The organism is Rhizobium sp. S152 (genome assembly GCF_030380735.1).
In the GTDB taxonomy this organism is placed as follows: domain Bacteria; phylum Pseudomonadota; class Alphaproteobacteria; order Rhizobiales; family Rhizobiaceae; genus Rhizobium.
Window position 1 is genome coordinate 542,884 of the sequence record NZ_JAUDRZ010000008.1, and the last position, 22,770, is coordinate 565,653.

The 22,770-nt window shown below is 62.7% G+C and carries 28 protein-coding genes and 1 pseudogene; 19 read left to right on the plus strand and 10 right to left on the minus strand.

What is annotated here, in order from left to right:
- Positions 1–32: 32 nt before the first annotated feature.
- The 8 genes and pseudogenes from QTL95_RS12190 to QTL95_RS12225 all read left to right on the plus strand — a co-directional run bounded on the left by QTL95_RS12190 (position 33) and on the right by QTL95_RS12225 (position 6,525).
- A complete protein-coding gene (locus QTL95_RS12190) occupies positions 33–989 on the plus strand; it encodes a heme o synthase (RefSeq protein WP_289720221.1) in 957 nt (318 codons plus the stop codon).
- The gene (locus QTL95_RS12195; RefSeq protein WP_037180922.1) at positions 986–1,126 is read left to right on the plus strand and encodes a hypothetical protein; all 141 of its coding nucleotides are present in this window, start codon (positions 986–988) and stop codon (positions 1,124–1,126) included. Before QTL95_RS12190 ends, QTL95_RS12195 begins: the two co-directional genes overlap by 4 nt.
- A gap of 1 nt (position 1,127) precedes the next feature.
- Entirely contained in the window at positions 1,128–1,736 is a 609-nt protein-coding gene (locus QTL95_RS12200; RefSeq protein ID WP_289720222.1) for a cytochrome c oxidase assembly protein, read from the plus strand.
- Between the two features lie 58 nt (positions 1,737–1,794).
- Positions 1,795–2,673, plus strand: a complete 879-nt coding sequence (locus QTL95_RS12205; protein WP_289720223.1) for a cytochrome c oxidase subunit 3 — start codon at positions 1,795–1,797, stop codon at positions 2,671–2,673.
- 198 nt (positions 2,674–2,871) lie between these two features.
- Positions 2,872–3,960, plus strand: coding sequence for a helix-turn-helix transcriptional regulator (locus QTL95_RS12210; protein ID WP_289720224.1), 1,089 nt, complete (start codon positions 2,872–2,874; stop codon positions 3,958–3,960).
- Positions 3,961–4,242: 282 nt separating this feature from the next.
- The gene (locus QTL95_RS12215; protein WP_289720225.1) at positions 4,243–4,734 is read left to right on the plus strand and encodes a DUF995 domain-containing protein; all 492 of its coding nucleotides are present in this window, start codon (positions 4,243–4,245) and stop codon (positions 4,732–4,734) included.
- Positions 4,735–4,771: 37 nt separating this feature from the next.
- Positions 4,772–4,891, plus strand: a pseudogene (locus QTL95_RS12220) (cytochrome c oxidase subunit 3); the annotation flags it as partial.
- 137 nt (positions 4,892–5,028) lie between these two features.
- Positions 5,029–6,525 carry a DUF1254 domain-containing protein gene (locus QTL95_RS12225; RefSeq protein ID WP_289720226.1) on the plus strand — a complete coding sequence of 499 codons (1,497 nt, stop codon included), beginning with the start codon at positions 5,029–5,031 and terminating at the stop codon, positions 6,523–6,525.
- Positions 6,526–6,561: 36 nt separating this feature from the next.
- Here QTL95_RS12225 and QTL95_RS12230 read toward each other — a convergent pair whose 3' ends face one another.
- Positions 6,562–7,203: a chloramphenicol phosphotransferase CPT family protein gene (locus tag QTL95_RS12230; RefSeq protein WP_289720227.1), complete on the minus strand. Its 642-nt coding sequence runs from the start codon at positions 7,201–7,203 to the stop codon at positions 6,562–6,564.
- A gap of 130 nt (positions 7,204–7,333) precedes the next feature.
- Here QTL95_RS12230 and QTL95_RS12235 point away from each other — a divergent pair, with 130 nt between their 5' ends.
- The 6 genes from QTL95_RS12235 to QTL95_RS12260 all read left to right on the plus strand — a co-directional run bounded on the left by QTL95_RS12235 (position 7,334) and on the right by QTL95_RS12260 (position 11,467).
- Complete coding sequence (locus QTL95_RS12235) at positions 7,334–7,717, plus strand: DUF983 domain-containing protein (protein WP_289720228.1); 384 nt, start codon at positions 7,334–7,336, stop codon at positions 7,715–7,717.
- Positions 7,686–8,462: an SURF1 family protein gene (locus tag QTL95_RS12240; protein ID WP_442981287.1), complete on the plus strand. Its 777-nt coding sequence runs from the start codon at positions 7,686–7,688 to the stop codon at positions 8,460–8,462. Before QTL95_RS12235 ends, QTL95_RS12240 begins: the two co-directional genes overlap by 32 nt.
- A gap of 62 nt (positions 8,463–8,524) precedes the next feature.
- Positions 8,525–9,526 carry a 4-hydroxy-3-methylbut-2-enyl diphosphate reductase gene (gene ispH, locus QTL95_RS12245; RefSeq protein ID WP_289720230.1) on the plus strand — a complete coding sequence of 334 codons (1,002 nt, stop codon included), beginning with the start codon at positions 8,525–8,527 and terminating at the stop codon, positions 9,524–9,526.
- A gap of 154 nt (positions 9,527–9,680) precedes the next feature.
- Complete coding sequence (locus QTL95_RS12250; protein WP_289720231.1) at positions 9,681–10,646, plus strand: homoserine kinase; 966 nt, start codon at positions 9,681–9,683, stop codon at positions 10,644–10,646.
- The gene (gene rnhA / locus QTL95_RS12255; protein ID WP_289720232.1) at positions 10,643–11,083 is read left to right on the plus strand and encodes a ribonuclease HI; all 441 of its coding nucleotides are present in this window, start codon (positions 10,643–10,645) and stop codon (positions 11,081–11,083) included. Before QTL95_RS12250 ends, rnhA begins: the two co-directional genes overlap by 4 nt.
- An 87-nt stretch (positions 11,084–11,170) precedes the next feature.
- Entirely contained in the window at positions 11,171–11,467 is a 297-nt protein-coding gene (locus QTL95_RS12260) for a YkgJ family cysteine cluster protein (protein WP_289720363.1), read from the plus strand.
- Positions 11,468–11,585: 118 nt separating this feature from the next.
- Here the strand turns inward: QTL95_RS12260 and QTL95_RS12265 are convergent, their stop codons facing one another.
- Entirely contained in the window at positions 11,586–12,527 is a 942-nt protein-coding gene (locus tag QTL95_RS12265) for an AEC family transporter (protein ID WP_289720233.1), read from the minus strand.
- Positions 12,528–12,626: 99 nt separating this feature from the next.
- Between QTL95_RS12265 and QTL95_RS12270 the strand changes: the two genes are divergently transcribed.
- A complete protein-coding gene (locus QTL95_RS12270; RefSeq protein WP_289720234.1) occupies positions 12,627–13,526 on the plus strand; it encodes a LysR family transcriptional regulator in 900 nt (299 codons plus the stop codon).
- Between the two features lie 24 nt (positions 13,527–13,550).
- Here the strand turns inward: QTL95_RS12270 and QTL95_RS12275 are convergent, their stop codons facing one another.
- Together QTL95_RS12275 and fdhA are read right to left on the minus strand one after the other, a co-directional pair.
- The gene (locus QTL95_RS12275) at positions 13,551–14,048 is read right to left on the minus strand and encodes a GNAT family N-acetyltransferase (RefSeq protein ID WP_289720235.1); all 498 of its coding nucleotides are present in this window, start codon (positions 14,046–14,048) and stop codon (positions 13,551–13,553) included.
- Positions 14,049–14,204: 156 nt separating this feature from the next.
- Entirely contained in the window at positions 14,205–15,395 is a 1,191-nt protein-coding gene (gene fdhA / locus QTL95_RS12280; protein ID WP_289720236.1) for a formaldehyde dehydrogenase, glutathione-independent, read from the minus strand.
- Between the two features lie 246 nt (positions 15,396–15,641).
- Here fdhA and QTL95_RS12285 point away from each other — a divergent pair, with 246 nt between their 5' ends.
- On the plus strand, positions 15,642–15,950 hold the full coding sequence (locus QTL95_RS12285; protein WP_026283108.1) for a Dabb family protein: 309 nt from the start codon (positions 15,642–15,644) through the stop codon (positions 15,948–15,950).
- A gap of 30 nt (positions 15,951–15,980) precedes the next feature.
- On the opposite strand, the gene QTL95_RS12290 is transcribed toward QTL95_RS12285, so the two are convergent.
- The 6 genes from QTL95_RS12290 to QTL95_RS12315 all read right to left on the minus strand — a co-directional run bounded on the left by QTL95_RS12290 (position 15,981) and on the right by QTL95_RS12315 (position 20,578).
- Positions 15,981–16,880: a metal ABC transporter solute-binding protein, Zn/Mn family gene (locus QTL95_RS12290; protein WP_289720237.1), complete on the minus strand. Its 900-nt coding sequence runs from the start codon at positions 16,878–16,880 to the stop codon at positions 15,981–15,983.
- 16 nt (positions 16,881–16,896) lie between these two features.
- Positions 16,897–17,769, minus strand: a complete 873-nt coding sequence (locus QTL95_RS12295) for a metal ABC transporter permease (RefSeq protein WP_289720238.1) — start codon at positions 17,767–17,769, stop codon at positions 16,897–16,899.
- Positions 17,766–18,524, minus strand: a complete 759-nt coding sequence (locus QTL95_RS12300; RefSeq protein ID WP_289720239.1) for a metal ABC transporter ATP-binding protein — start codon at positions 18,522–18,524, stop codon at positions 17,766–17,768. Before QTL95_RS12300 ends, QTL95_RS12295 begins: the two co-directional genes overlap by 4 nt.
- Positions 18,503–18,628, minus strand: coding sequence for a hypothetical protein (locus QTL95_RS12305; RefSeq protein ID WP_289720240.1), 126 nt, complete (start codon positions 18,626–18,628; stop codon positions 18,503–18,505). The genes QTL95_RS12300 and QTL95_RS12305 overlap by 22 nt, the downstream gene beginning before the upstream one ends.
- A gap of 545 nt (positions 18,629–19,173) precedes the next feature.
- A complete protein-coding gene (locus QTL95_RS12310) occupies positions 19,174–19,659 on the minus strand; it encodes a peroxiredoxin (protein ID WP_289720241.1) in 486 nt (161 codons plus the stop codon).
- 82 nt (positions 19,660–19,741) lie between these two features.
- A complete protein-coding gene (locus QTL95_RS12315; RefSeq protein WP_442981288.1) occupies positions 19,742–20,578 on the minus strand; it encodes a protein-disulfide reductase DsbD domain-containing protein in 837 nt (278 codons plus the stop codon).
- A 140-nt stretch (positions 20,579–20,718) separates the two neighbouring features.
- Between QTL95_RS12315 and QTL95_RS12320 the strand changes: the two genes are divergently transcribed.
- The 3 genes from QTL95_RS12320 to QTL95_RS12330 all read left to right on the plus strand — a co-directional run bounded on the left by QTL95_RS12320 (position 20,719) and on the right by QTL95_RS12330 (position 22,766).
- Positions 20,719–21,324 (plus strand): YqgE/AlgH family protein, encoded by a 606-nt coding sequence (locus tag QTL95_RS12320; protein WP_289720243.1) that lies wholly within the window; start codon positions 20,719–20,721, stop codon positions 21,322–21,324.
- A gap of 84 nt (positions 21,325–21,408) precedes the next feature.
- On the plus strand, positions 21,409–21,600 hold the full coding sequence (locus QTL95_RS12325) for a CsbD family protein (RefSeq protein WP_289720244.1): 192 nt from the start codon (positions 21,409–21,411) through the stop codon (positions 21,598–21,600).
- Positions 21,601–21,683: 83 nt separating this feature from the next.
- On the plus strand, positions 21,684–22,766 hold the full coding sequence (locus tag QTL95_RS12330) for a zinc-binding metallopeptidase family protein (protein ID WP_289720245.1): 1,083 nt from the start codon (positions 21,684–21,686) through the stop codon (positions 22,764–22,766).
- Positions 22,767–22,770: the final 4 nt, after the last annotated feature.

Below are 22,770 nucleotides of genomic sequence, written 5' to 3' on the forward strand. Positions count from 1 at the left end.
GCGGTCACAGTTCAGTTTTCAGGACAATACCAATGACAGTCATCGACGATCGCAACAGCCTTGGACACGACAGCGAGCTTCGCATGTCGGAAGCCAGCGCACGCGATTATTTCGAGCTCCTCAAGCCGCGCGTGATGTCGCTTGTGGTCTTCACCGCATTTGCCGGCCTGATCGTGGCGCCCGGCCACATCAACCCTGTGATCGGCGCGATCGCCATCCTGTGCATCGCCGTCGGCGCCGGCGCCTCCGGTGCCCTCAACATGTGGTACGACGCCGATATCGACGCCGTCATGACCCGCACCGCCAAGCGCCCGATCCCTGATGGCCGCATCCAGCCCAGCGAGGCGCTGGCCTTCGGCCTCGTGCTTTCCTGTTTCTCCGTTTCGATCCTCGGGCTCGCCGTCAACTGGCTCGCAGCCTCGATCCTCGCCTTCACCATCTTCTTCTACGCCGTCATCTACACGATGTGGCTCAAGCGCTCGACGCCGCAGAACATCGTCATCGGCGGCGCCGCCGGCGCCTTCCCGCCGATGATCGGCTGGGCCTGCGTGACCGACAGCGTCACGATCGAGAGCATCACGCTCTTCATGATCATCTTCCTCTGGACGCCGGCGCATTTCTGGGCGCTGGCGCTGTTCAAGATGCGTGACTACGAATCCGTCGGCGTGCCGATGCTGCCGAACGTATCGGGCGAGCGCACCACCAAGAACCAGATCGTCGTCTATGCCGTGCTGACGGCCGTCAGCGCCGTCGCCCCGACCTTCCTCGGTTTCGCCAGCACCGGCTACGGCGTCGTTGCCGCGCTGCTCAGCGCCATCTTCGTCTACTGGTCCGTCATCTGCTGGCGCATGCCCGACGGCGACGAGAAAATGGTGCCGGCCAAGAAGCTCTTCGCCTATTCCATCTTCTATCTCTTCGCCATCTTCTCGGCCCTGATGTTCGATCGCCTGGCCTCCTTCCTTGTCTCGCACTGGGGAATGCTGCTGTGATCGAAACCGTCAAGCTCACCGAGGGACAGCGCAAGTCGCGCCGCAACCGCAACGTCGCGCTCGGCCTGGTGCTCGCCGGCCTCGTCATCCTGTTTTACGCGATCACCATCGTGAAATTCACCGGGGGACACGGCTGATATGAGCGAGACGAAGCAGGTCACACAGGGCAAGCCGCGCAACAACAGCGCCGTCGTCTTCATGTGCCTCGCCTTCGTCTTCGGCATGGGCGCCGCGAGCTATGCCGCCGTGCCTCTCTACCGCATGTTCTGCCAGCTCACCGGCTACAACGGCACGACGCAGCGCGTCGAGCAGGCGTCGTCCGAAATTCTCGACCGCAAGATGCGCGTCACTTTCGATGCCAATGTCGCGCCCGGCCTCGAATGGGAATTCAAGCCGGTCGAGCGCGAGGTCAACCCGCGCATCGGCGAAACGATCCAGGTGAACTTCACCGCCGTCAACAAGTCCAGCGAAGCGCAGCGCGGCCAGGCCGTGTTCAACGTCACGCCGGGCGAGGCGGGTGTCTATTTCAACAAGGTCCAGTGCTTCTGCTTCAACGAAACCGTGCTGAAGCCGGGCGAGAAACTGGACATGCCTGTTGTCTTCTACATCGATCCCGAGATCACCAGGACGGTGGAATCGAAGAACATCCACACCATCACCTTGTCCTACACGTTCTATCCCAAGGAGGGCCCGAAGCCGCTGGCGTCGCGCGAGGATGGAACGAAAACGCTTGAAAAGAAACTTTGATACTGGGTTCGTTTCCGGCTAAGCCGGGCGAAGAGGAAGAGATCTGGGGGTAGCTTATATGGCCGATGCGCATCAGAAACATCACGATTATCACATCATCGACCCGAGCCCGTGGCCGCTGGTGGCCTCGATCGGCGCCTTCGTCATGGCCTTCGGCGGCGTCGGCTACATGCGCTATCTCAGCGGCGGCTCGCTGCATCTGTTCGGCATCGAATGGGCGCAGCCATGGATGTTTTTCATCGGCCTGATCGTCGTCCTCTACACCATGTTCTGTTGGTGGGCCGATACGGTGAAGGAAGCCCACGAGGGTGCCCACACCAGCGTAGTCTCGCTGCACCTGCGCTACGGCATGATCATGTTCATCGCGTCCGAAGTGATGTTCTTCGTCGCCTGGTTTTGGGCCTATTTCGACGTCAGCCTGTTCCCGAACGAGGCGATCCAGGCCTCGCGCGTCGCCTTCACCGGCGGTCAGTGGCCGCCGAAGGGCATCGAGGTGCTCGATCCCTGGCACCTGCCGATCTACAACACCGTCATCCTGCTTCTCTCCGGCACCACGGTCACCTGGGCGCACCACGCGCTGCTGCACAACGACCGCAAGGGCCTGATCCAGGGCCTGACGCTGACGATCCTGCTCGGCGTGCTGTTTTCCAGCGTCCAGGCCTACGAATACGCCCACGCTCCGTTCGACTTCAAGAACTCGATCTACGGCGCCACCTTCTTCATGGCGACCGGCTTCCACGGCTTCCACGTGCTCGTCGGTACCATCTTCCTGCTGGTCTGCCTGATCCGCGCCATGCGCGGCGACTTCACCCCCAAGCAGCACTTCGGCTTCGAGGCTGCCGCCTGGTACTGGCACTTCGTCGACGTGGTCTGGCTGTTCCTGTTCTTCTCGATCTACGTCTGGGGCGGCTGGGGCGCGCCGCTCGCGGCGGGGTGATCGCCGGGGTAACTGATTTAAGAGAGGCGGGCCATGGTGCCCGCCTTTTGCGTTAGCGTGGAACCGTCGGGATACCGCGGTTCCACATTTTTTGTGCCAGCCTTCAACCTAAAGTCGGTTACATCAGCATGGCCGAATATATTTCTCGGTTGTGCCCGCCGTGATATTCTCGCGCCTGGGGTGTCGCAGGGGGTATCCATGGATCACGAGCTTATCGCATCGATATATGAGGCGGCGGTCGTGCCCGAGCTCTGGAAGGGCCGCGGGCTGCTCGACCAGCTGGCGCGCCGCAGCCAGTCGCATGATGGCGTGCTGATGGGCGTGTCGCCGGATGGCGTGGCCCGCTGGATCGGCAACGATTCCGCCATTCCCAAGATGGAGATCTACATCAAGGAAGGCTGGGGCGCGAAGAACCCGTATCTCCTGAGCGAGGAGCGCAGCCGCAAGTTCTCCGAGCCGCGCTTCTTGATGGATACCGACATCATGACCTACGAGGAAATGATGGAGAGCGAGTATTATCAGGGCTTCATGCGGCCCCACGGATGCTTCTGGCACGCCGGAACCGGCATCACCTCGCCCTCGGGAGATATCATCAAGATCTCCGTCCATCGCAGCTACGAGGAAGGGCCGCTTCCGGGCGAGGTGACGACGGCACTGACCGAGATCAGGCCGCATCTGGCACGCGCCGCACTTCTGGCATCCCGATTGAAGTTCGAGCAGATCAAGTCGACCTTGGACGCGATGGAAGCCCTCGGCATCTGGGCGGGCGCGCTGAAGAACGGCCGGCTGGTCGTCGCCAACCGGAGCTTTCAGAGCCTCCTCCCCGACGTGATGCGCGACTGTCGCCATCGGCTGGTCATCGACCAGAAGACGGCCGATGCCCGCTGGGCGTCCCTGCTGGAATCGCGTGTTTCGCAATATGGCGGCTCCTTCCCCATTGCCGCGCGCGAGGGTCATCCGGCGATGGTCGTCCACGCCCTGCCGATCGCAGGAGCCGCAAACGACATCTTTAACGCGGCTGATCTGCTACTGGCGATCACGCCCGTGCTGAAGGAGGCGAAGGTGGACGACGGCATCCTGGCCAGTCTCTACGACCTGACGCCCGCCGAAGCCTCCGTCGCCAAGGAGATCGGCCTCGGCAGGAGCGTCGACGAGGTGGCGCGGTTGCGCGACGTCTCCGTGGGCACGATCCGCGCCCAGCTCCACGCCGTCTTCGACAAGACCGGCTCGAAGCGCCAGAGCGAACTGGCACGCCTTGTCCTGGGTGTCGGCCAACTCACGGAATGAATTCAGCAAAATGGCCGAAGGCCGTCGCTCCCGATCGGCTTCCGTCAAGCATTTCGAGGAACATATACCAGATGATATATGCGTTCCCGCCGCACTTTCTATAGCGTTGCAGATGGTGACCGGAGGGGGTGCCTGCGGACCTGTGTAACTGAGGGCGTGGTTGTCCGACGGTTTCCGGTCACCAATTTTCCACTGCCAGAAACGGCTCCGCCGAACTTGGACCCCCGCATGATGCGGGCCGTCTTCTGACGGGCACATCCACGCGAAACACAGGAGTATCCCATGCGACCGATGATCGCTTTCGCAGTCCTGGCTGCCCTTCCCACTCTTGCTTTCACCAACCTCGCATTCGCCCAGGCGGCGCCAAAAGGCACCGCGCCGGTCCCCGCGGCCGAGATCAAGCAGATGTTCGCCGGCAAGACATACAACTTCACGGAAAAAGGCCACAAGGGCGAGAAAGAGCCGATCTCCTGGTACCTCGCCGCCGATGGCAGGATGCTCGGCTACACCGGAAACGGTCCGTCGCACGCCGAAGGCACATGGTCCACCGCCGACGGCAAGCTATGCGTATCGGACCAGTGGACCGGCGCCTGGGGCACAAACCATTCAAACGAATGTCAGCTCTGGGCTCGCGACGCCGCCAAGCCAACGGTTCTCTACCGCGCCGAGCCGAGCAAGGGCGGCAAGTGGGCGAAGTTCACGCCGAAACTCTCCGGCGGCGATACGATTACGCCCAAGATCGAGGCTTTGAAGGTGAAGCTGCAGAAGGGGTGAGCGTCGACGAAAAGTCCGCCCTCGGCGAAATCGTGCCGAGGGCGCTGCCTGGTACTGGCACTTCGTCGATGTGGTCTGGCTCCTCCTGTTCTTCTCGATCTACGTCTGGGGCGGCTGGAGCGCGCCGCTCGCGGCGGGTGATCCCAGCAATAGTTGAATGAGAAAAGGCGGACCACGGTGCCCGCCTTTTGCGTTGTCGAGTTACCGTAACGTACTTCCATCTTCCTGGCCTTGAGGTCTCTCTGAAAACGGGCGGCGTCCTCCTTTCGCCTCCTTGCAAGCAGGAGACCAGTGATGTCGAAATTTCGTCTTGCCACGGCGACCGCCGCATCGTTGTTTGGACTTGCGGTCGCTGCCAGCCTTCCGGCGCTCGCCCAGGACGGCGGCGCCCAAATTCCTCCGCTCATGGAACAGATAAACAAGGGAAACTGGCTGCCGCAGCAGGAAGCTGAGGCACTGCGCGACGAGTTCTATTATCAGAATGCTGTCCAGGCCTACGTCATGACAATCCCCATTCTGAATACGATAGGCATGAAGGATGGCTCTGAGTCCACATTCGGCGCGGGTTATAACGTTCTGCCGATCTGGAAGGAGCGTATGGATAGTCGAACCTGGGTTCCGACACCCAACGCCGACGTCATTTACTCGATGAGCTACCTTGATCTGAAAAGGGACGGGCCGCTTGTTGTTGCCGCACCCCCGAACGTCATCGGCATGTTCACCGATTTCTACCAGCGCACACTGACCGACGTCGGCGCGATTGGCCCGGACAGGGCGCGTGGCGGCCTCTATCTCCTTCTGCCGCCGGACTACGACGGTGAAATTCCGAAGGGCTACTTCGCCTTCAAGTCACCAACCTATAATGTCTTCCTGTTCTTCCGCACGGTGATGGCCAAGGGCGAAAACGGACCCGACCCGGCGCCGGCCGCCGCGAACGCCGAGCGCACGCGTGTCTATCCTCTCTGGGCGACTGAGAAGGACGTGAAGCCGATGCAATTCCCCGATGCCAGCGGCAAGCGCGTCAACATGATGTATCCGACCGGCAGCACCTACTGGTCGAAGCTGAAGGCATTTGTCGACTACGAGCCTGTTGCTTCCATCGACCCCGTGACACGCGGCGTTCTCGCCTCGATCGGCATCATAAAGGGCGTTCCCTTCGAGCCTACCGACAAACAGAACGCGGCATTGCAGAAGGCGATCGAAACGGCGCCCAAGATGATCCTGGCGAGCCGCCAGCTCGGTCGCCCGGACAAGCGCAATCTCTATTACAAAGATCGCCAGTATGAGAACATTTGGGCCGGAGGCACGGCCGAATGGATGCAGGACAGCTATCTCGACGTTCTCCAGAGAGCCTCATACTTCCAGTTCGCCTATTCCTCCGCCCCCGCGATGGTCATGCGCACACTGGATGCCGGTTCCAAGTATCCGTTCACGGCACGCGACGCCGATGGCAATTTCCTCAACGGTTCGAATGGCTACAAGCTCCACCTGCCTCCCGATCCGCCCGCGGCGCTCTTCTGGGCCGTGACGGCCTATAATGTCACGGATGGATCGATGCCGGAAACCAAGCAGCTGCTTCCATCGATCAATGGCTTCTACAAAGTGAAGACCAATGACGACGGATCGGTTGATCTCTATTTCGGAGCGACCAAACCGGCCGAAGCCCCTGACACCAACTGGATACAGACAGTCCGGGGTCGCGATTTCATCGCGGCAGTGCGACTTTACGGCACGGGAACCGAGTTCTTCGACCAGACCTGGAAGCCGGATGACGTGGTGAAAGTGAAATAGGGCGAGAGCCTGCCTGCAAAGCGTCGGCGTCGCTCCCTACCGCTCGCCCGCGATCCTCTCGAACGCCGAAGGGCTCGGAATCCCGATATCCAGCTTCTGCCGGATCGCTTCCGCGCATTCCAGCGGCGTCATCACCGAGGTGTCCAGTTCGAGATCGTAGATCCCGGGCACATGCACCTCTTCCTGCCAGCGCAGCACCGGCTCCGGAACGGCGCCGTTCTCGTCGCCCTGCGCATACAGTCCCTCGCGGCCCGGCACCTCGACCGCGCGCCGCTTCATGATCGTCTCGATCGGACATCTCACGCCCACGAACAGCACCGGCAGTCCCTCCAGCCGCCGCGCGCAATCGACGAGAATGCCGAGCGGTTGCGAATAGCTGTCGTGATGGCCGACGTCGGCGACGACGTTGAGGCCGAGCCCGGCGTGGATGGCGATGGATTCGTAAAGGGCCGCGTAGAAGAACGGCACGACCTCTTCCAGATCGGGCCGCTCGCCGCCGGGGCGCAGGCCCACGCCCGGCAGGTAGCGCTCGGGCGTCATGCCGTTATAGGCGTCGACCCCAAGGTTGACCCATGGGCCGTCGAACTCGCCCTGGATCGCCTTGGCGATCGACGATTTCCCACTGCGCGGCGCGCCGTTCAGGATCACGATTTGGGCGGCAAGTGTTTCCTCGGTCATACATTTTCTTCTTCTGTTTGGCGCGAATCGGTGAGGCGAAAGCGCGCAGGCATTTCCTTTCGTTCTGCGATTACATTATGGGTGACTTTAAGGCAGGCTCGATGTTAGCCACAGCCATCGGGAGGATAGCATGAACGAGGACGACACGCATTTCCCTGTTGTCGATCCCGTGAAGACGGGCCTGCGCGGCTGCTGCCCGCGCTGCGGCGAGGGGAAGCTGTTCGACGGGTTGCTGGGCCTGAAGCCGCGCTGCGCCGCCTGCGGCCTCGATTATGCTTTCGCCGATGCCGGCGATGGCCCCGCCGTCTTCGTCATTCTGATTGTCGGCTTCGTCGTCATCGGCTCGGTGCTGTGGCTGGAAGTCAACTATTCGCCGCCGATCTGGCTGCTCATCCTCATCTTCGCGCCGCTGACGATCATTCTTTCGCTGCTGGCGCTGCGCTGGTGCAAGGGCATCCTGATCGCCATGCAGTACCGCCACAATGCCAGCGAAGGGCGTCTCTCCCGTGACTGATGCAGCATCCGCACCGCGCCGCGCGCGATCCGTCCTGACCGCCGTCGCGGTCATCATCGCGCTCGCCATCCTGATTGCGCTCGGCACCTGGCAGGTCGAGCGGCTGCAGTGGAAGGAAGGCCTGCTCGCCGATATCGCCACGCGCCTCGCGGCCCCCGCCGTGACGTTGTCCGAGATCGAGGCGATGACGGCGAAGGGCGAGGATATCGAGTACCGCCGCGTCACCTTGTCAGGTGTCTACGACAATAGCCGCGAACGCCACTTCTTTGCCACCTGGCGCGGCCAGACCGGCTTTTACGTCTACACCCCGCTTGTGCTGGCCGACGGTCGCTCCCTTTTCGTCAATCGCGGCTTCGTGCCCTACGACAACAAGGAGCCGGAAATGCGCATGCAGGGCCAGCTGACGGGCGAGCAGACCGTCAACGGTCTCGCCCGCGCGAAACTATCAGGCAAGCCCTCCTGGGTCGTCCCCGACAACGACGTCAAAAAGAACATCTTCTACTGGAAGGACCTCGACGTCATGGCTTCCAGCACCGGGCTCGACAAGGCTGCCGTCGTGCCCTTTTTCGTCGATGCCGACGACACGCCCAATCCCAAGGGCATGCCGATCGGTGGTGTTACCGAGGTCGATCTGCCGAACAACCATCTGCAATACGCCTTCACCTGGTATGGCCTCGCCGCGACGCTGGTCGTGATCGTCATCGTCGCGCGGTTTCGAAAGCGCGGCAATCCGCCGGCGCAATAGTATCGCTTCAATTCGTGCCTATATTGGGCTAGAGACGCGTATCTGCACACACCGGAACAGACATGAACATTGCGGCGAAACCTCCACTGACGATCAGGCTCTGCGGGCCGCGCGGCTTTTGCGCCGGCGTCGACCGGGCGATCCAGATCGTCGTTCTGGCGCTGAAATCCTATGGCGCGCCCGTCTATGTCAGGCACGAGATCGTCCACAACCGCTATGTCGTTGAGGGGCTGGAAGCCAAGGGCGCCGTTTTCGTCGAGGAATTGAACGAGATCCCCGAGGAGCATCGCGCCCAGCCGGTCGTCTTCTCCGCCCACGGCGTGCCGAAATCGGTGCCGGAGGATGCGACGACACGCAATCTCTTCTATCTCGACGCCACATGCCCGCTGGTCTCCAAGGTTCACAAGCAGGCGATGCGCCACAACAAGCTCGGCCGCCACGTGGTCCTGATCGGCCACGCCGGCCACCCGGAGGTGATCGGCACCATGGGCCAGCTTCCGGAAGGCACTGTCTCGCTGGTCGAGACGGTCGCCGACGTCGATGCCTACGAGCCCGCCGATCCCGACAATCTCGGCTATGTCACGCAGACGACGCTCTCGGTCGACGACACCGCCGGCGTCATCGCCAGATTGCAGGAGCGCTTCCCGAATCTCACCGCGCCATCGGCCGATTCGATCTGCTATGCCACCACCAACCGCCAGGAAGTGGTGAAGCAGGCCGCCCCCGGCTGCGATCTCTTCATCATCGTCGGCGCGCCCAACTCGTCCAACTCCAAGCGCCTCGTCGAAGTGGCTTTGAGGGCAGGGGCGAAGAAGTCCATCCTGGTGCAGCGCGCCTCCGAGCTCGATTGGGACGATATCGGCCACGTCGGCACGCTCGGCCTGTCCGCCGGCGCCTCCGCCCCCGAGGTCATCGTCAACGAGATCATCGAGGCCTTCCGCGCCCGTTTCGACGCCAAGGTAGAGCTTGCCGAGACGGTGCAGGAAACCGAGCACTTCCTCGTCAACCGCGAACTGCGCGACGTCGAGCTGACAACGGCGGATATGGCGTTTGTGAACGGCTGACGTCCAGGCCGTCTTGACCGAGGTCAATATCTTCAATTGTTTGGGGAAGACGGTGCTTCCATCCAATCTCCCCCCTTGTGGGGGAGATGCCCGGTAGGGCAGAGGGGGGTATCCTACACCCAGTGACCCTTCCACCCGAAAACGAGAGCCCGCCTTGGCAGTCTACACCGATATCTCCGAAGACGATCTGAAGTGGTTCCTGACGGAATATGACGCCGGCACGCTGTTGTCCTACAAGGGCATCGCCGAGGGCGTCGAAAACAGCAATTTCCTGCTGCATACATCAAAGGACCCGCTCATCCTGACGCTCTATGAAAAGCGCGTCGAGAAAAGCGACCTGCCGTTCTTCCTCGGCCTGATGCAGCATCTTTCCGCCCGCGGCCTGTCGTGCCCGCTGCCGCTGCCGCGCAAGGATGGCGCGCTGCTGGGCCATCTGTCGGATCGGCCCGCGGCACTGATCTCCTTCCTCGAAGGCATGTGGCTGCGCAAGCCCGAAGCCAGGCACTGCCGCGAAGTCGGCAAGGCGCTGGCCCGCATGCACATCGCCGGCGAGGGTTTTGAGCTCAAGCGCCCCAACGCGCTCTCGGTCGATGGCTGGCAGGTCCTGTGGGACAAGTCGGAGGCCCGCGCCGACGAAGTCGAGACCGGCCTCAAATCCGAGATACAGGGCGAGCTCGACCATCTCTCGACGCACTGGCCGAAAGATCTCCCCTCGGGCGTCATCCACGCCGATCTCTTTCCCGACAACGTCTTCTTTCTGGGGGACGATCTCTCGGGCCTGATCGACTTCTACTTCGCCTGCAACGATCTCTTGGCCTATGACGTCTCGATCATCCTCAACGCCTGGTGCTTCGAGAAGGATGGCGCCTATAACATCACCAAGGGCATGGCGATGCTCGAGGGCTACACCAGCGTGCGCCCGCTGAGCGACGCCGAACTCGCCGCCCTTCCTATCCTGTCGCGCGGCTCGGCGCTGCGCTTCTTCCTGACCCGCCTCTATGATTGGCTGATGACGCCGGAGGGCGCGATGGTCACCAAGAAGGACCCGCTCGAATATCTGCGCAAGCTGCGCTTCCACCGGCAGATCAAGTCCGCCGCCGAATACGGGCTCACCCTATGAAGCACGTCGATATCTACACCGACGGCGCCTGCTCAGGAAATCCCGGCCCCGGCGGCTGGGGCGCGGTGCTGCGCTATGGCGAGGTCGAAAAGGAGCTCTGCGGTGGCGAGGCCAACACCACCAACAACCGCATGGAGCTGCTGGCGGCGATCTCGGCGCTGACGGCATTGAACAGCCCTTGTGAGGTCGATCTCCACACCGACAGCAAATACGTCATGGACGGCATCTCCAAGTGGATCTTCGGCTGGAAGAAGAACGGCTGGAAGACATCAGACAAGAAGCCGGTGAAGAACGGCGAACTCTGGCAGGAGCTCGACGCCGCTAACCAGCGCCACAAGGTCAAGTGGCACTGGGTCAAGGGCCATGCCGGCCACCCCGAAAATGAACGCGCCGACGAGCTGGCGCGCAAGGGCATGGAGCCGTTCAAGAAGCGGTAAATTCGACACAGTCATGGAGCACCATGCATTGCTCACGACCTGAAAGCAAAACGCCCCATGAATGCCGTGCCTCAAATAGTGCCGCCGCTGACTGAGATAGCCGATTTCGACTGCCAGAGCTGCGGCGCCTGCTGCGCCTACGACGCCAGCTGGCCGCGCTTCTCGACCGAGACCGACGAGGAGCTGGACGAACTGCCCCGCCACTTCGTCTCCGACGACGAGCAGGGCATGCGCTGGGATTGCGATCGCTGTTCGGCCTTGTCCGGCAGCGTCGGGGTGCACACGTCCTGCATGGTCTACGACGTCAGGCCCGATATCTGTCGCGCCTGCATGCCCGGCGACGGCGCCTGCCTCGAAGCCCGCGCCGCTTATGGATTCAGCTGAGGGATGCCGCGCGGGCCGGTTCGCATTTGCCGGGCACGGTCGATGAAATCAACCGGATAGCGCGCAACCGTGAATCAATCCGGCAAGCGCTTCAAAGATTGGATGAAGGCGTGGCACATCACGCGCCCGCAATGACGAGATAAGCCGAAATCGTCGCGATCGACAGCACCGTCGAGGCCAGCACCACGCGCCCCGTCAGGCTCGCCTCGCGCCCGTAGAACTCCGCCAGCATGAACGGCCCGGTGCCCGTCGGCAGCGCCGCCAGGAGAACGCAGGTATGCACCGCAACCGGCGGCAGCTTCAGGATCGGCCCTGCGATGAGCCAGGTGACGGCCGGCTGCGCGATCAGCTTCAGCCCGACGAGAATCCCCGCCGTCGCCGCCCGCTCGGTCGCTGCCCCCGCCTTCGATCCCGCCAGAAACAGCCCGAGCGCAATCAGCGCGCAGGGCGAGGCCGCGCCGCCGAGAAGCTTCAGGAACGCATGCACCGGCGCCGGCAGCGCCACGCCCGAGACCATGAACAGCGCACCCATAACCGGCGCAATCAGAAGCGGGTTCTTGGCCAGCGAAAGCAAGGTCTTCATCGCGATATCGCGCCGCCGCGTCTCCGATTGCAGCCCGCCCTCGATCAGGACGATGGCGACGGCGAAGAGCACGCAGACGGTGACGATCGTCGCGATCAGCGTCGGCGCCATGCCGTTGTCGCCGACGATCGAGAGCACCAGCGGAAAGCCGACGAACCCCGTATTGGCGTAGCTGGCGTTGAGGCTGTCGATCGCCGCATCCGCCAGATGCCGCCCCTTCGCCATCCGCCACCAGAGCGTCGCGCAGAAGATGATGGCGCAGCCCGCGGTGAAGGCGAGGATGAAGCCCGGCTGCCAGATCTGCGAGAGCTTCGCGTTGGCCATGATGTCGAAGAGCAGGGCGGGCAGCGCCAGATAGACCACCAGCCGGTTCACCTCGCGCGTCGCATTGGGGCCGAGCGCATCCGTCTTGCGCGCGATCCAGCCGGTCAGGATCAGCGCGAAGATGGGGAGCACGATGAGGAGATTGGTCAGCATGGGGGAGGGAACTCAGGTTGCAAAGACCATTGTCTAGCCCCTGTTATCGATATAATCCAATGTCGATATAATCGCTGATCGATACCTCAGAGGTATGAAATGGACACGCGCCACATGCGCTATTTCGTGGCGCTCGCCGAGACGCTGCACTTCGGCCACGCCGCGGCCCGCATGAACATGAGCCAGCCGCCCTTCAGCCGCCAGATCGCCGCGATCGAGAAGACGCTTGGCGCCCGCCTCTTCGAGCGCAATTCCCGCAACGTCGCGCTGACGGCGGCGGGCAAGCATTTTCTCGAGGAGTGCCGCGCCGTTCTTGCCCATTTCGACGCCGCCTGCCGTGACGTCCAGCTGGTGGCCTCGGGCGTGAAGGGCGAGCTGAAGCTCGGCTTCATGATGAACGCCGCCTACAGCGTCGTGCCGGCGCTGGTGAGGCTGTACTCGGAGGCTCGCCCGGATGTCCGCCTCGTGCTCGAGGAGCGCATACCCACAGATATCGAGGAGATGCTGATCGAAGGCCGCCTCGACGCGGCGGTCACCTTCGGCGGCAGCCCGGCCGCGCATCTGCGCACCACGCTTCTCGCCCGCGACCGCTTGCGCCTGATCGCACCGCGAGATCACCGTCTGGCTGAACTCGAAATCGCCGGCCCAACCGACCTCGCAAGCGAACGCCTGATCGCCGCCCCCGCAAGCGTGACGCCGACACTGCGCGACGCCATCCGCAACTACTGCGCTTCCTCGGGCGCCACCCCGCATTTCGCGCTCGAACCCCGCCTGCAACACACCATCATCCGCCTCGTCGCCGAAGGCCTGGGCATCGCGCTCATCCCGCAATCGCTTTGCGCGGGTCTGGCCGAGGGGCTGGTGTCGCGGCCGATCACGGATGCACCGGAGTTCGACATCGTACTCTGTGCTGCGGCGGGGTCGAGCAATCCGGCGGTGCCGGCGTTGTTTGAGGTGGCGGAGAGGTTGGGTGGGGAGAGGGCGGAAGAACAAGGCTGACAGCAGGAACACGCTGGCAGCGGACTATTCCCCGTAGAATGCCGAATGATAGCGCACGACCCCACGAAGCTCGCCGTCGCCGAATGCCAGACGTTGGAAATATTCTTGGGGAACGCCTGGAAACTGGAGCGCGCCGTCAGCATTGAAGCCGAAGCGAGCGTAATAAACGGGATCACCGAGAACAACGCAACCACGTGCGCCCTTCGTTTTTATCTGGTCAAGTCCGGCTTCGATGAGCCGAACGCCAACACCTTGCCGTTGTTGGTCGGGTCGTACGGCAACAGGCCCGAGACCGTACCAGTCCACCGACTTTCCATCGATCTCGACCGGAGAGAAGGCGACGTGACCGACGACCACGCCGTCGTGCTCCGCGACGAGGGAAATCGTCAAGGCACCGGCGGCTCGCAAGGCCGCGACAACCGCGCCTTCGGTCCCATCACTATGCGGCGCGTCCTTGAAGGCGATTGTGACGAGCTTTTGAATTTCCGGAATGTCGCGAGTGGTCTCGGAGCGTATGATCATGGAAGGCTTGTAGCAATCGACCGGCGAACCGCCAATAGCAGTCCGCTCCGGACCGATAGCGGCACTCTCCGCGCCATCTTCCCCTCTCCCCACCGGGGAGAGGGTAGGGTGAGGGGGCTACGGGCGCGACGGCCCACCATAAAGCCCCCAACCCACTCAAGCCGCCTTCGCCACATCCCCGTGCGGGTCGAGCACGAATTTCGTCGCCGCGCCGTGGTCGAAGCTTTCATAGCCCTGAACGGCCTCGTCGAGCGGGATCACCTTGGCGTTGACGATATCGGCGATCGGCAGGCGGTCGTGCAAGATGGCCTGCATCAGCTGCCGGTTATATTTCAGCACCGGCGTCTGGCCGGTGTGGAAGGATTGCGCCTTGGCCCAGCCGAGGCCGAAGCGCAGCGACAGGTTGCCGGTCTTGGCGGCGCTGTCGACGGCGCCGGGGTCCTCGGTCACGTAAAGGCCGGGAATGCCGATCGAGCCGGCGGCGCGGGTGATGTCCATCATCTGGTTCAGGACGATCGCCGGCTGCTCTCCGCCCGAATGGCCGCGCGCCTCGAAGCCGACGGCGTCGATTGCGCTGTCCACCTCGTTGCTCCCGGTCACCTGCGCGATCATCTCGCCCAGCCGGTCGCTTTTCGACAGGTCGATCGGCTCGAAGCCTACCTTGGCCGCATGCGCCAGGCGATCCTTGTTGAAATCGCCGATCATCACGACGGCAGCTCCCAGGATGCGGGCAGAGGCGGCGGCGGCCAAGCCCACCGGGCCGGCGCCCGCGACATAGACGGTCGAGCCGACGCCGACGCCTGCGCGCACCGCGCCATGGAAGCCTGTCGGCAGGATGTCGGAGAGCATGGTGAGGTCGCGAATCTTCTCCATCGCCCGGTCGCGATCCGGGAATTTCAGGAGGTTGAAGTCGGCATAGGGGATGGTGACGTAGCGGGCCTGGCCGCCGATCCATCCGCCCATGTCGACATAGCCATAGGCGCCGCCGGCGCGCGACGGGTTGACGGTGAGGCAGACGCCGGTGTCCTGCGACTTGCAGCAGCGGCAGCGGCCGCAGGCGACGTTGAAGGGCACGGAAACAATGTCGCCGACCTCGAGCATCTCGACGTCGATGCCCTTTTCGATGATCTGGCCGGTGATTTCATGGCCGAGAACCAGCCCCGGCATCGCAGTGGTGCGGCCGCGCACCATGTGCTGGTCCGATCCGCAGATATTGGTCGAGATCACCTTCAGGATCACGCCATGCTCGATGCGGCGCCCATCGGGTGCCTCGAGCTTGGGATCGTCGATGTCATGGATTTCGACAACGCCGGGCCGCATGTAGACGACGCCACGGTTCTTGCTCATTTTCATCTCCTCCGTTGAAAATGCTCATGTCCGCGCGGGCTCCTCTTCCCGTGCGGTGATGGTCGCAGCTTAGAGGAGAATGTCGCCGGCGTCGTCCCGTTTACGACGGTTTGGCCGCCGGAAATGGTCGCGGATCAAGAAGTGAGGGGATGCGATCGAAGGCCGGGGAAGGCCACTCTTTGCATCTTGCCCATGGCTGCATTCCCACTATGCTTTGCGCATAACAATAGATCGGGAGGCTACCACATGATCCTGCACTCGGTGCTGATGCGGCTGAAATCGGCCATCACGGGCGAAGAAAAGCAGTCCCTGTTCGAGCAGATCGTCGCGCTGAAGCAGGTCATTCCGGGTATCCTGGATATCAAATACGGCCCCAACGTCTCGCCCGAGGGCCTGCATGCCGGCTTCGTCGATGGCTTTGCCGTCACCTTCGAAAGCCCGGAGGCGCGCGACGCCTATCTCGTCCATCCCGAGCATGTCGCTGTCGGCGAGCGCATCGTCTCGTCGCTGGATGGCGGCCTCGGCGGCCTGATCGTCTTCGACCTGCAGGTGTGATCCCGCAGGCCGAGTTCTCATTCGCTTGTCTCAGCTGCCCTTGCGCATCGCGGCGGAGATCTGGTCGACATTGTAGCGGAACATCTTCTCGTAGGTGGATGCCGGACCCTTGGCGTCGGAGAGCGATTCCACATAGAGCTCGCCGCCGGGCTCGGCCCCCGTTGCCTTGGCGATCTGCTTGACGAGGCGCGGATCGTTGGAGTTCTCGAAGAAATAGGTCTTCACGTGCTCGGCCTTGATCTGCTCGATCAGCTTGGCGACTTCGGCGGCAGAGGCCTCGCTTTCGGTGGAAACGCCGAGCGGCGCCAGGAAGCTCACATGATACTCCCGGCCGAAATAGCCGAAGGCATCATGGCTGGTCAGCACCTTGCGGTGGTCATCGGGGATATTCGCGAACTTCGTCTTGGCATAGGCGTCCATTTCGTCGAGCTTCTTCGTATACGCCTCGGCATTGGCCTTGAACGCCGCCGCATCGTCAGGATCGGCAGCCGACAACGCCTTCTCGATGTTGGCGACCCAGACCTTGACGCTGACGGGGCTGTTCCACACATGCGGATCTGTCACCGTCTGCCCGTCCTCTTCCATGGTGCGGGTCTTCACGCCCTCGGAGACGGTCACCGGCGTGCCCTTGTAGCCGGATGCCGAGATCAGCCGGTCCATCCAGCCCTCAAGCCCTTCGCCGCTGACGAAAGTGACCTTCGCTGCCTTCAGGTTCTTGGCGTCGGTCGGCGACGGCTCGAATTCATGGGGGTCGCCGTTCGGCCCGACGAGGCTCTTTACCTCGACATGGTCGCCACCAACCTGTTTGACCACATCGGCCAGAACGGTGAACGAGGCCACGACATGAAGCGTTTCGGCCGAGGCCGGCATGGCCGAGAAGGCCATCAGCGCGGGAAGCGAGGCGGCAATAAGCAATCTTCTATGGGGCATAGAAGGGATCCTTTGGTTAGCCCTTGAGATGGGCGCGGGGGAAAAGTCGCCGGGCAAGGCCCGACGGTGCGAAAAAGATGGAAAAGCTGTAGATCGCCGCCGCCGTCATGATGATCGTCGGCCCTGAGGCGAGCTCGAAATGGTAGGAGGCTATCAGCCCGAAATAGCCGGATGCCGCGGCACTCAAGGCCGCCACCAGCATCATCGAGGGCAGGCTGCGCGACCAGAGCTGCGCGATCGCCGCCGGCAGCATCATCAGCCCGACGGCCATCAGCGTGCCCAATGCCTGGAAGCTGGCGACGAGATTGAGCACCACGAGCAGGAGGAACAGAAAGTGATGGACGGGACCGCGTCCGCCGATGGCCCTGAGAAAACTCGGGTCGAAGCACTCCGCGATCAGCGGCCGGTAGATCGCGGCGAGCACGATCAGCGTCAGCGTCGTGATCGCGCCGATCTGGTAAAGCGCCGGCGGATCGATGGCGAGGATGGTGCCGAACAACACGTGCAGCAGGTCGATATTCGATCCACGCAGCGACACGATCAGCACGCCGAGCGCCAGCGATGCCAGATAGAAGCTGGCAAAGCTCGCATCCTCCTGCAGCACCGTCACCCGGCTGACCGCGCCCGACAGCAGGGCGACGGCGAGCCCCGCCACCAGTCCGCCGATCCCCATGGCGGTCAGCGACAGCGATCCCGCCACGAGATAGCCGATCGCAGCCCCAGGCAGGATCGCATGGCTCATCGCATCGCCCACCAGGCTCATGCGCCTGAGCATCAGGAACACGCCGATCGGCCCGGAACCGAGCCCGAGGCAGAGGCAAGCGACCAGTGCCCGGCGCATGAAGCCGTAATCGACGAAGGGTGCTAAGAACAGATCGTAGATGGTCATGCGGCCGGCGCGCAGGCGTCTGCGTCCTCGTCCCAGCGCTCGGCCATCGCCCGTGCCTTCAACAGGTTCTCGGCCGACATGGCGGTCGCCGTCGGTCCCCAGTCGATCATCTCGCGGGCAATCAGCAGCGTCTGCGGAAAATGCGCGCGGATCTGCTCGAAATCGTGCAGCACCGCGATAATGGTGCGGCCGTCGCCATGCCAGCGCCGGATGATGTCGATCAGGTTGCGGGTCGTGCGGGCATCGATTGCGGTAAAGGGCTCGTCGAGCAGGATCACCCCGGCGTCCTGCAACAGCAGCCGCGCGAACAGCACCCGCTGCAACTGGCCCGACGACAGTGACCCGATCTGCCGCCGCTCGAAGCCTTCGAGCCCGACGGCCGAAATCGCCTCCCGCGCCTTCTGCATCTTCGCACCCGACACCCGCGAAAACGCCCCCGCCTGCCGCCATGCGCCAAGCAGCACGGTATCGAGCACCGAGATCGGAAAGCGTCTGTTGATATCGGCCGCCTGCGGCAGGTAGCCGAAATCGGTGCGCTGCAATCGATGCTCGATATGCCCCTCACTCGGCCTGATCTCGCCCATGATCGCCTTCAGCAACGTCGACTTGCCGGCCCCGTTAGGACCGGCAATAGCCGTCAGGCTACCGGCGGCAATCGTGCCGGAAACGTGATGCACGGCGGGATGCCTGTCATAGGCGATGGTAAGGTTGGAAAGCCGGATCAACGCGTCGCTCACGGCAGCATCACCGCCCATGCAATGGCGATCCAGAGAAGGATGGCCACGAGCGCGGCGCCGATCACGCGAGTGATCGCGGAGGCGCTGATCAGGCGGGGAGAGAGATTGTTCAGGAGGGGCATTGCAGGTGCTCATTATGTAATAACATTACTTAGTAACGTTATAACGGTAGTTCTGATGGCGACGCAAGTGGCTGAGCGCCGAAATTTGGACGATCAACAGAGGATAATCGGAATATGGGCCAGGTCGTGAATTGAGGGGCGCGTCCCACATTCTCGACGTCATCCTCGGCCGTCGTGCCGAGGATTTGAGCACGCTGCCTCGAATACAACGTTGCAGCGGGAGCGGAGGGGCGGGAGCCGGTGGAATTGACGGGCGGGAAAGGCGCGACGTGTTTGCACCGAGCGCAAGGCCAGCCACCCGCAGCTCCGTCCTCGCCTAGCGTCCATTCACGTCGAACAAGATGCACCCTGGGCAGATACTCGGGACAGGCCCTAGTATGACGTCGAGGATTTGAAGACGCCCGTCAACTTATTGAAACGACGCCGCTTCCCCCCTTGCGCGACGTCATCCTCGGCCGTCGTGCCGAGGATCTGAGCACGCTGCCTCGACCGCAACGGCGCAGGAGGGCGAGAGGGCAAAACAACCTCCCGCCAGCAACATCTCCTCAGAGCTGCTCGATCATCGTCGCTGCGCCGGAAACCGTGGCCTGGCCTGGGTTTTCCTCGACGTTGAGCGACTTCACGACGCCGTCTTCGACCAGCATTGAATAGCGCTTGGAGCGAACGCCCAGTCCGCCGCCGGAGAGGTCGGCATCGAGGCCGAGCGCCTTGGTGAAGCTCGCGTCCCAGTCGGGCAGGAAGTGAATCTTGCCGAGGCCGCCGGAGGATTGCGCCCAGGCGCCCATGACGTGCCAGTCATTGACGGCGACGACGGCGATGTCGTCCACGCCCTTGGCGAGGATCGCGTCGCGGTTTTCGAGGTAGCCGGGCAGGTGGTTCAGCGAGCACGTCGGGGTAAAGGCGCCGGGCACGGCGAAGAGCACCACGCGCTTGCCTGCAAACAGCTGCTCGGTGGTCGTCTCGACCGGGCCGTCGGCCGTCTTTTCCTTGAAGGTCGCGGAAGGAAGCTTGTCGCCGATCGCGATGGTCATGGGTCTGTCCTCGTGTTTTCTTTGAAGTGTGGTCTGGAATGAAAGCGGCGGAATGCCAGCCTCCCCGGACTATAGGACGGGATCACTCGAAGACAAGCGGGGTCTCGATAGCACGGTCGCCGTCGATGACGAGCGCGCTCCATGTCTTGCCCTTGACGTCGTAATTCCTGGGAAGCTTGCCCACCGCGATCGTGGTCGAAAAGCTGGTGCCGTCGCGCTTGCTGGTCTTGCGCTTGGTGAAGGCGTAGCCGCTGGGGCCGGCGACGATCACCTGCGGCGCCGTCTCGCCGGCTTCCGGAAGGGTGATCTCCAGCGACAATTCCTTCATGTCGGGAGACAGCGCATGCGCGGTGACTTCGAAGTCGGAGGAAGGCTCCATCGGCAGGCGCGCTTCCGCGGCGTCGAGAATGGCTTTCTCCTCCGGTCGCGATTGCGGCGGCGAGAGGAAGTCGAGCGAGAGCTTCGCCTGGAAGGGAATGCAGATATCCTTGCAGATGCCGATGAAGGCATCGACCTCGAGCTTGGCGGGTTTCGCATCCGTCGCCGTCAGCCGCAACGGAAGCGTCACCATGCTGTCATAGGCGACCTCGTCGACAGCTTCGGTGACGATGTGCTTGGGCACCGGATAGAGCATCGTATCGAGTTTCACGCCCGGCGTGGAGACGGTGACCTGAGGCGGAATGCCGGCATTTCCCGGCTCGCGCCAATAGGTGATCCAGCCTGGTTTCGGCTCGATCTGCAGCCCCGCGCGGATGTGTCCGTCGCCATCGGCGGCAAGCGCCACCAGCCGCATTCGGCCACCCTCGTTGTCCGCCCAGGCACTGGTTTCGGCCCGTGCGGCATGGCTCGTCGCCAGCATTGCCGCAAGACAAGAAACAGCTATCGGGATAGCGCATGAGGGAAGTGGAATAGTCTTCATGGATCAAAGGTTTATTGAATATCATGAAAATCTGCCAGCAATCTCTATCATTTAAGTTTTCATTTTCAGTTGATTGATCTGTGACATTGCCCCATGTTTCCGTTGTCGGGACTTTCAGCGGTCTGGCAGCAGGAGGAATGATGTCGTTAGCAACTCTGAAGAACAGGCGCGAACGCGGCTTCTTCGATGGGCAGTTCCTCATCGCCATGCCGGCCATGGAGGACCGCAACTTCGCGCGCACGGTGATCTACATCTGCGCGCACTCCGATCAGGGGGCAATGGGCTTCGTCATCAACCGCCCGCAAAGCCTGACTTTCACCGATGTCCTGCTGCATCTCGAAATGATCAAGGACGAGGAAGCGATCGTGCTTCCGTCGCCGGCGCGCGATTTCCCGATCCAGACCGGCGGACCTGTCGAGAGCGGCCGCGGCTTCGTGTTGCACTCGGATGATTACCTCTGCGATTCCAGCATCCCCGTCAGCGACGACATCTGCATGACGGCCACGCTCGATATCATCCGCGCCATCTCCAAGGGTGAGGGGCCGAAGCGCGCCACCATGCTCCTTGGCTACGCGGGATGGGGTGCCGGTCAGCTGGAAGCGGAGGTCGGCAACAATGGCTGGCTGAATTGCCCGGCCAACGAAGAGTTGATCTTCGATCGCACGCTCGACGACAAATACGAGCGTGCGCTGGCGTCGATGGGCGTGACCGCCGCGATGCTTTCGGCTGAAGCCGGGCACGCATAATTCGCGCGGAACGATCTTCCAGAACGTGCGTTTCCTTTCGGCAAGCGGGACAGGTCGTCCCCGATCCCTTTAAGGAGACACGAGATGGGTAGCACCACCGACAAGATCGCCGGCAAGGCCAATGAAATCGCCGGCAAGACCAAGCAGGCAGCCGGCAAGGCGACGGACGATCCGGCGCTTCGCGGAAAGGGCGCTGCCCAGGAAGCCAAGGGCAAGGCCCAGGTCGCCACCGGCAAGGTCAAGGACAAGCTGAAGGGCGCCGTCGATCGCCTCTGATCGGCCGGACGTCGCAACGATGCCTGCTGCGCTTCCGCGCCGCGGGCATTTTTTTACTCTCCTGAACCGGGAACGGGAAGCCGATGAGACTGTTTGCTTGCGACAGCTGCGACCAGGTTGTCCATTTCGATAATCGCCAGTGCGTCCGCTGCAGCCATCGGCTCGGCTTTCTGCCCGGTGATCTCAGGATGCATGCGCTGGAACCGGCAGACGATGCTTGGCGGCTTGCGGCCGATCCCGAGCGGCGGGTGCGCTTCTGCGCCAATGCCGGCCTCGACATCTGCAACTGGCTCATACCGGCGGAAGGCGAGGGGGAGTTTTGCGTCGCCTGCCACTACAACAGGCTGGTGCCGAACACGAACACCGAGGACGGCATCGAGCGCTGGCGCCGCATCAGTCAGGCGCAGCGTCACCTCTTCTATTCGCTACTGCGCTGGCGCTTGTCACCGCCGGATAGAACGGAGGATCCGGCCGGCGGTCTTGTGTTCGATTTTCTGGAAGATACCGTTCAATCCGATGGGAATGTCGTTCCCGCCATGACCGGCCACGACGAGGGCGTCATTGCCATCCGCGCGGCCGAAGCCGACGATCTCACGCGCGAGCAGGCGCGGGCCTCCATGAACGAACCGTATCGAACGCTGCTCGGTCACTTCCGTCACGAGATCGGCCATTTCGTCTGGAACAAGCTCGTCCGCGACCGCGATGCATTCGAAGGCTTCCGCGCGGTGTTCGGCGACGAGCGTCAGGATTACGGCCAGGCGCTTCAGAACCACTACCAGAACGGTGCGCCGCCCGACTGGCAGCTGAGTTTCATCAGTTCCTACGCGACCGCGCATCCCTGGGAGGACTTCGCCGAATGCTTCGCGCATTATCTGCATATCGTGGACACGCTGGAGACCGCACGCGGCTTCGGTATTGCGATCGATCCGCGCGGTCATGAGGAGATGGCGGCGGAAGTGGATTTCGACCCCTACCGCGCGGCGAGCGCCGAACAGCTTGTCAGCGCCTGGATCCCGCTGTCGGTGGCGATCAACGCCATCCAGCGCAGCATGGGCCAGCCCGATTCCTATCCCTTCGTGCTGTCGCCCCCCGTCGTGACGAAGCTCGAATATCTGCACAGGTTGATCCAGGAAAGAGCGGCCGAACAACGACAGCGGGCCGCCTGACGGT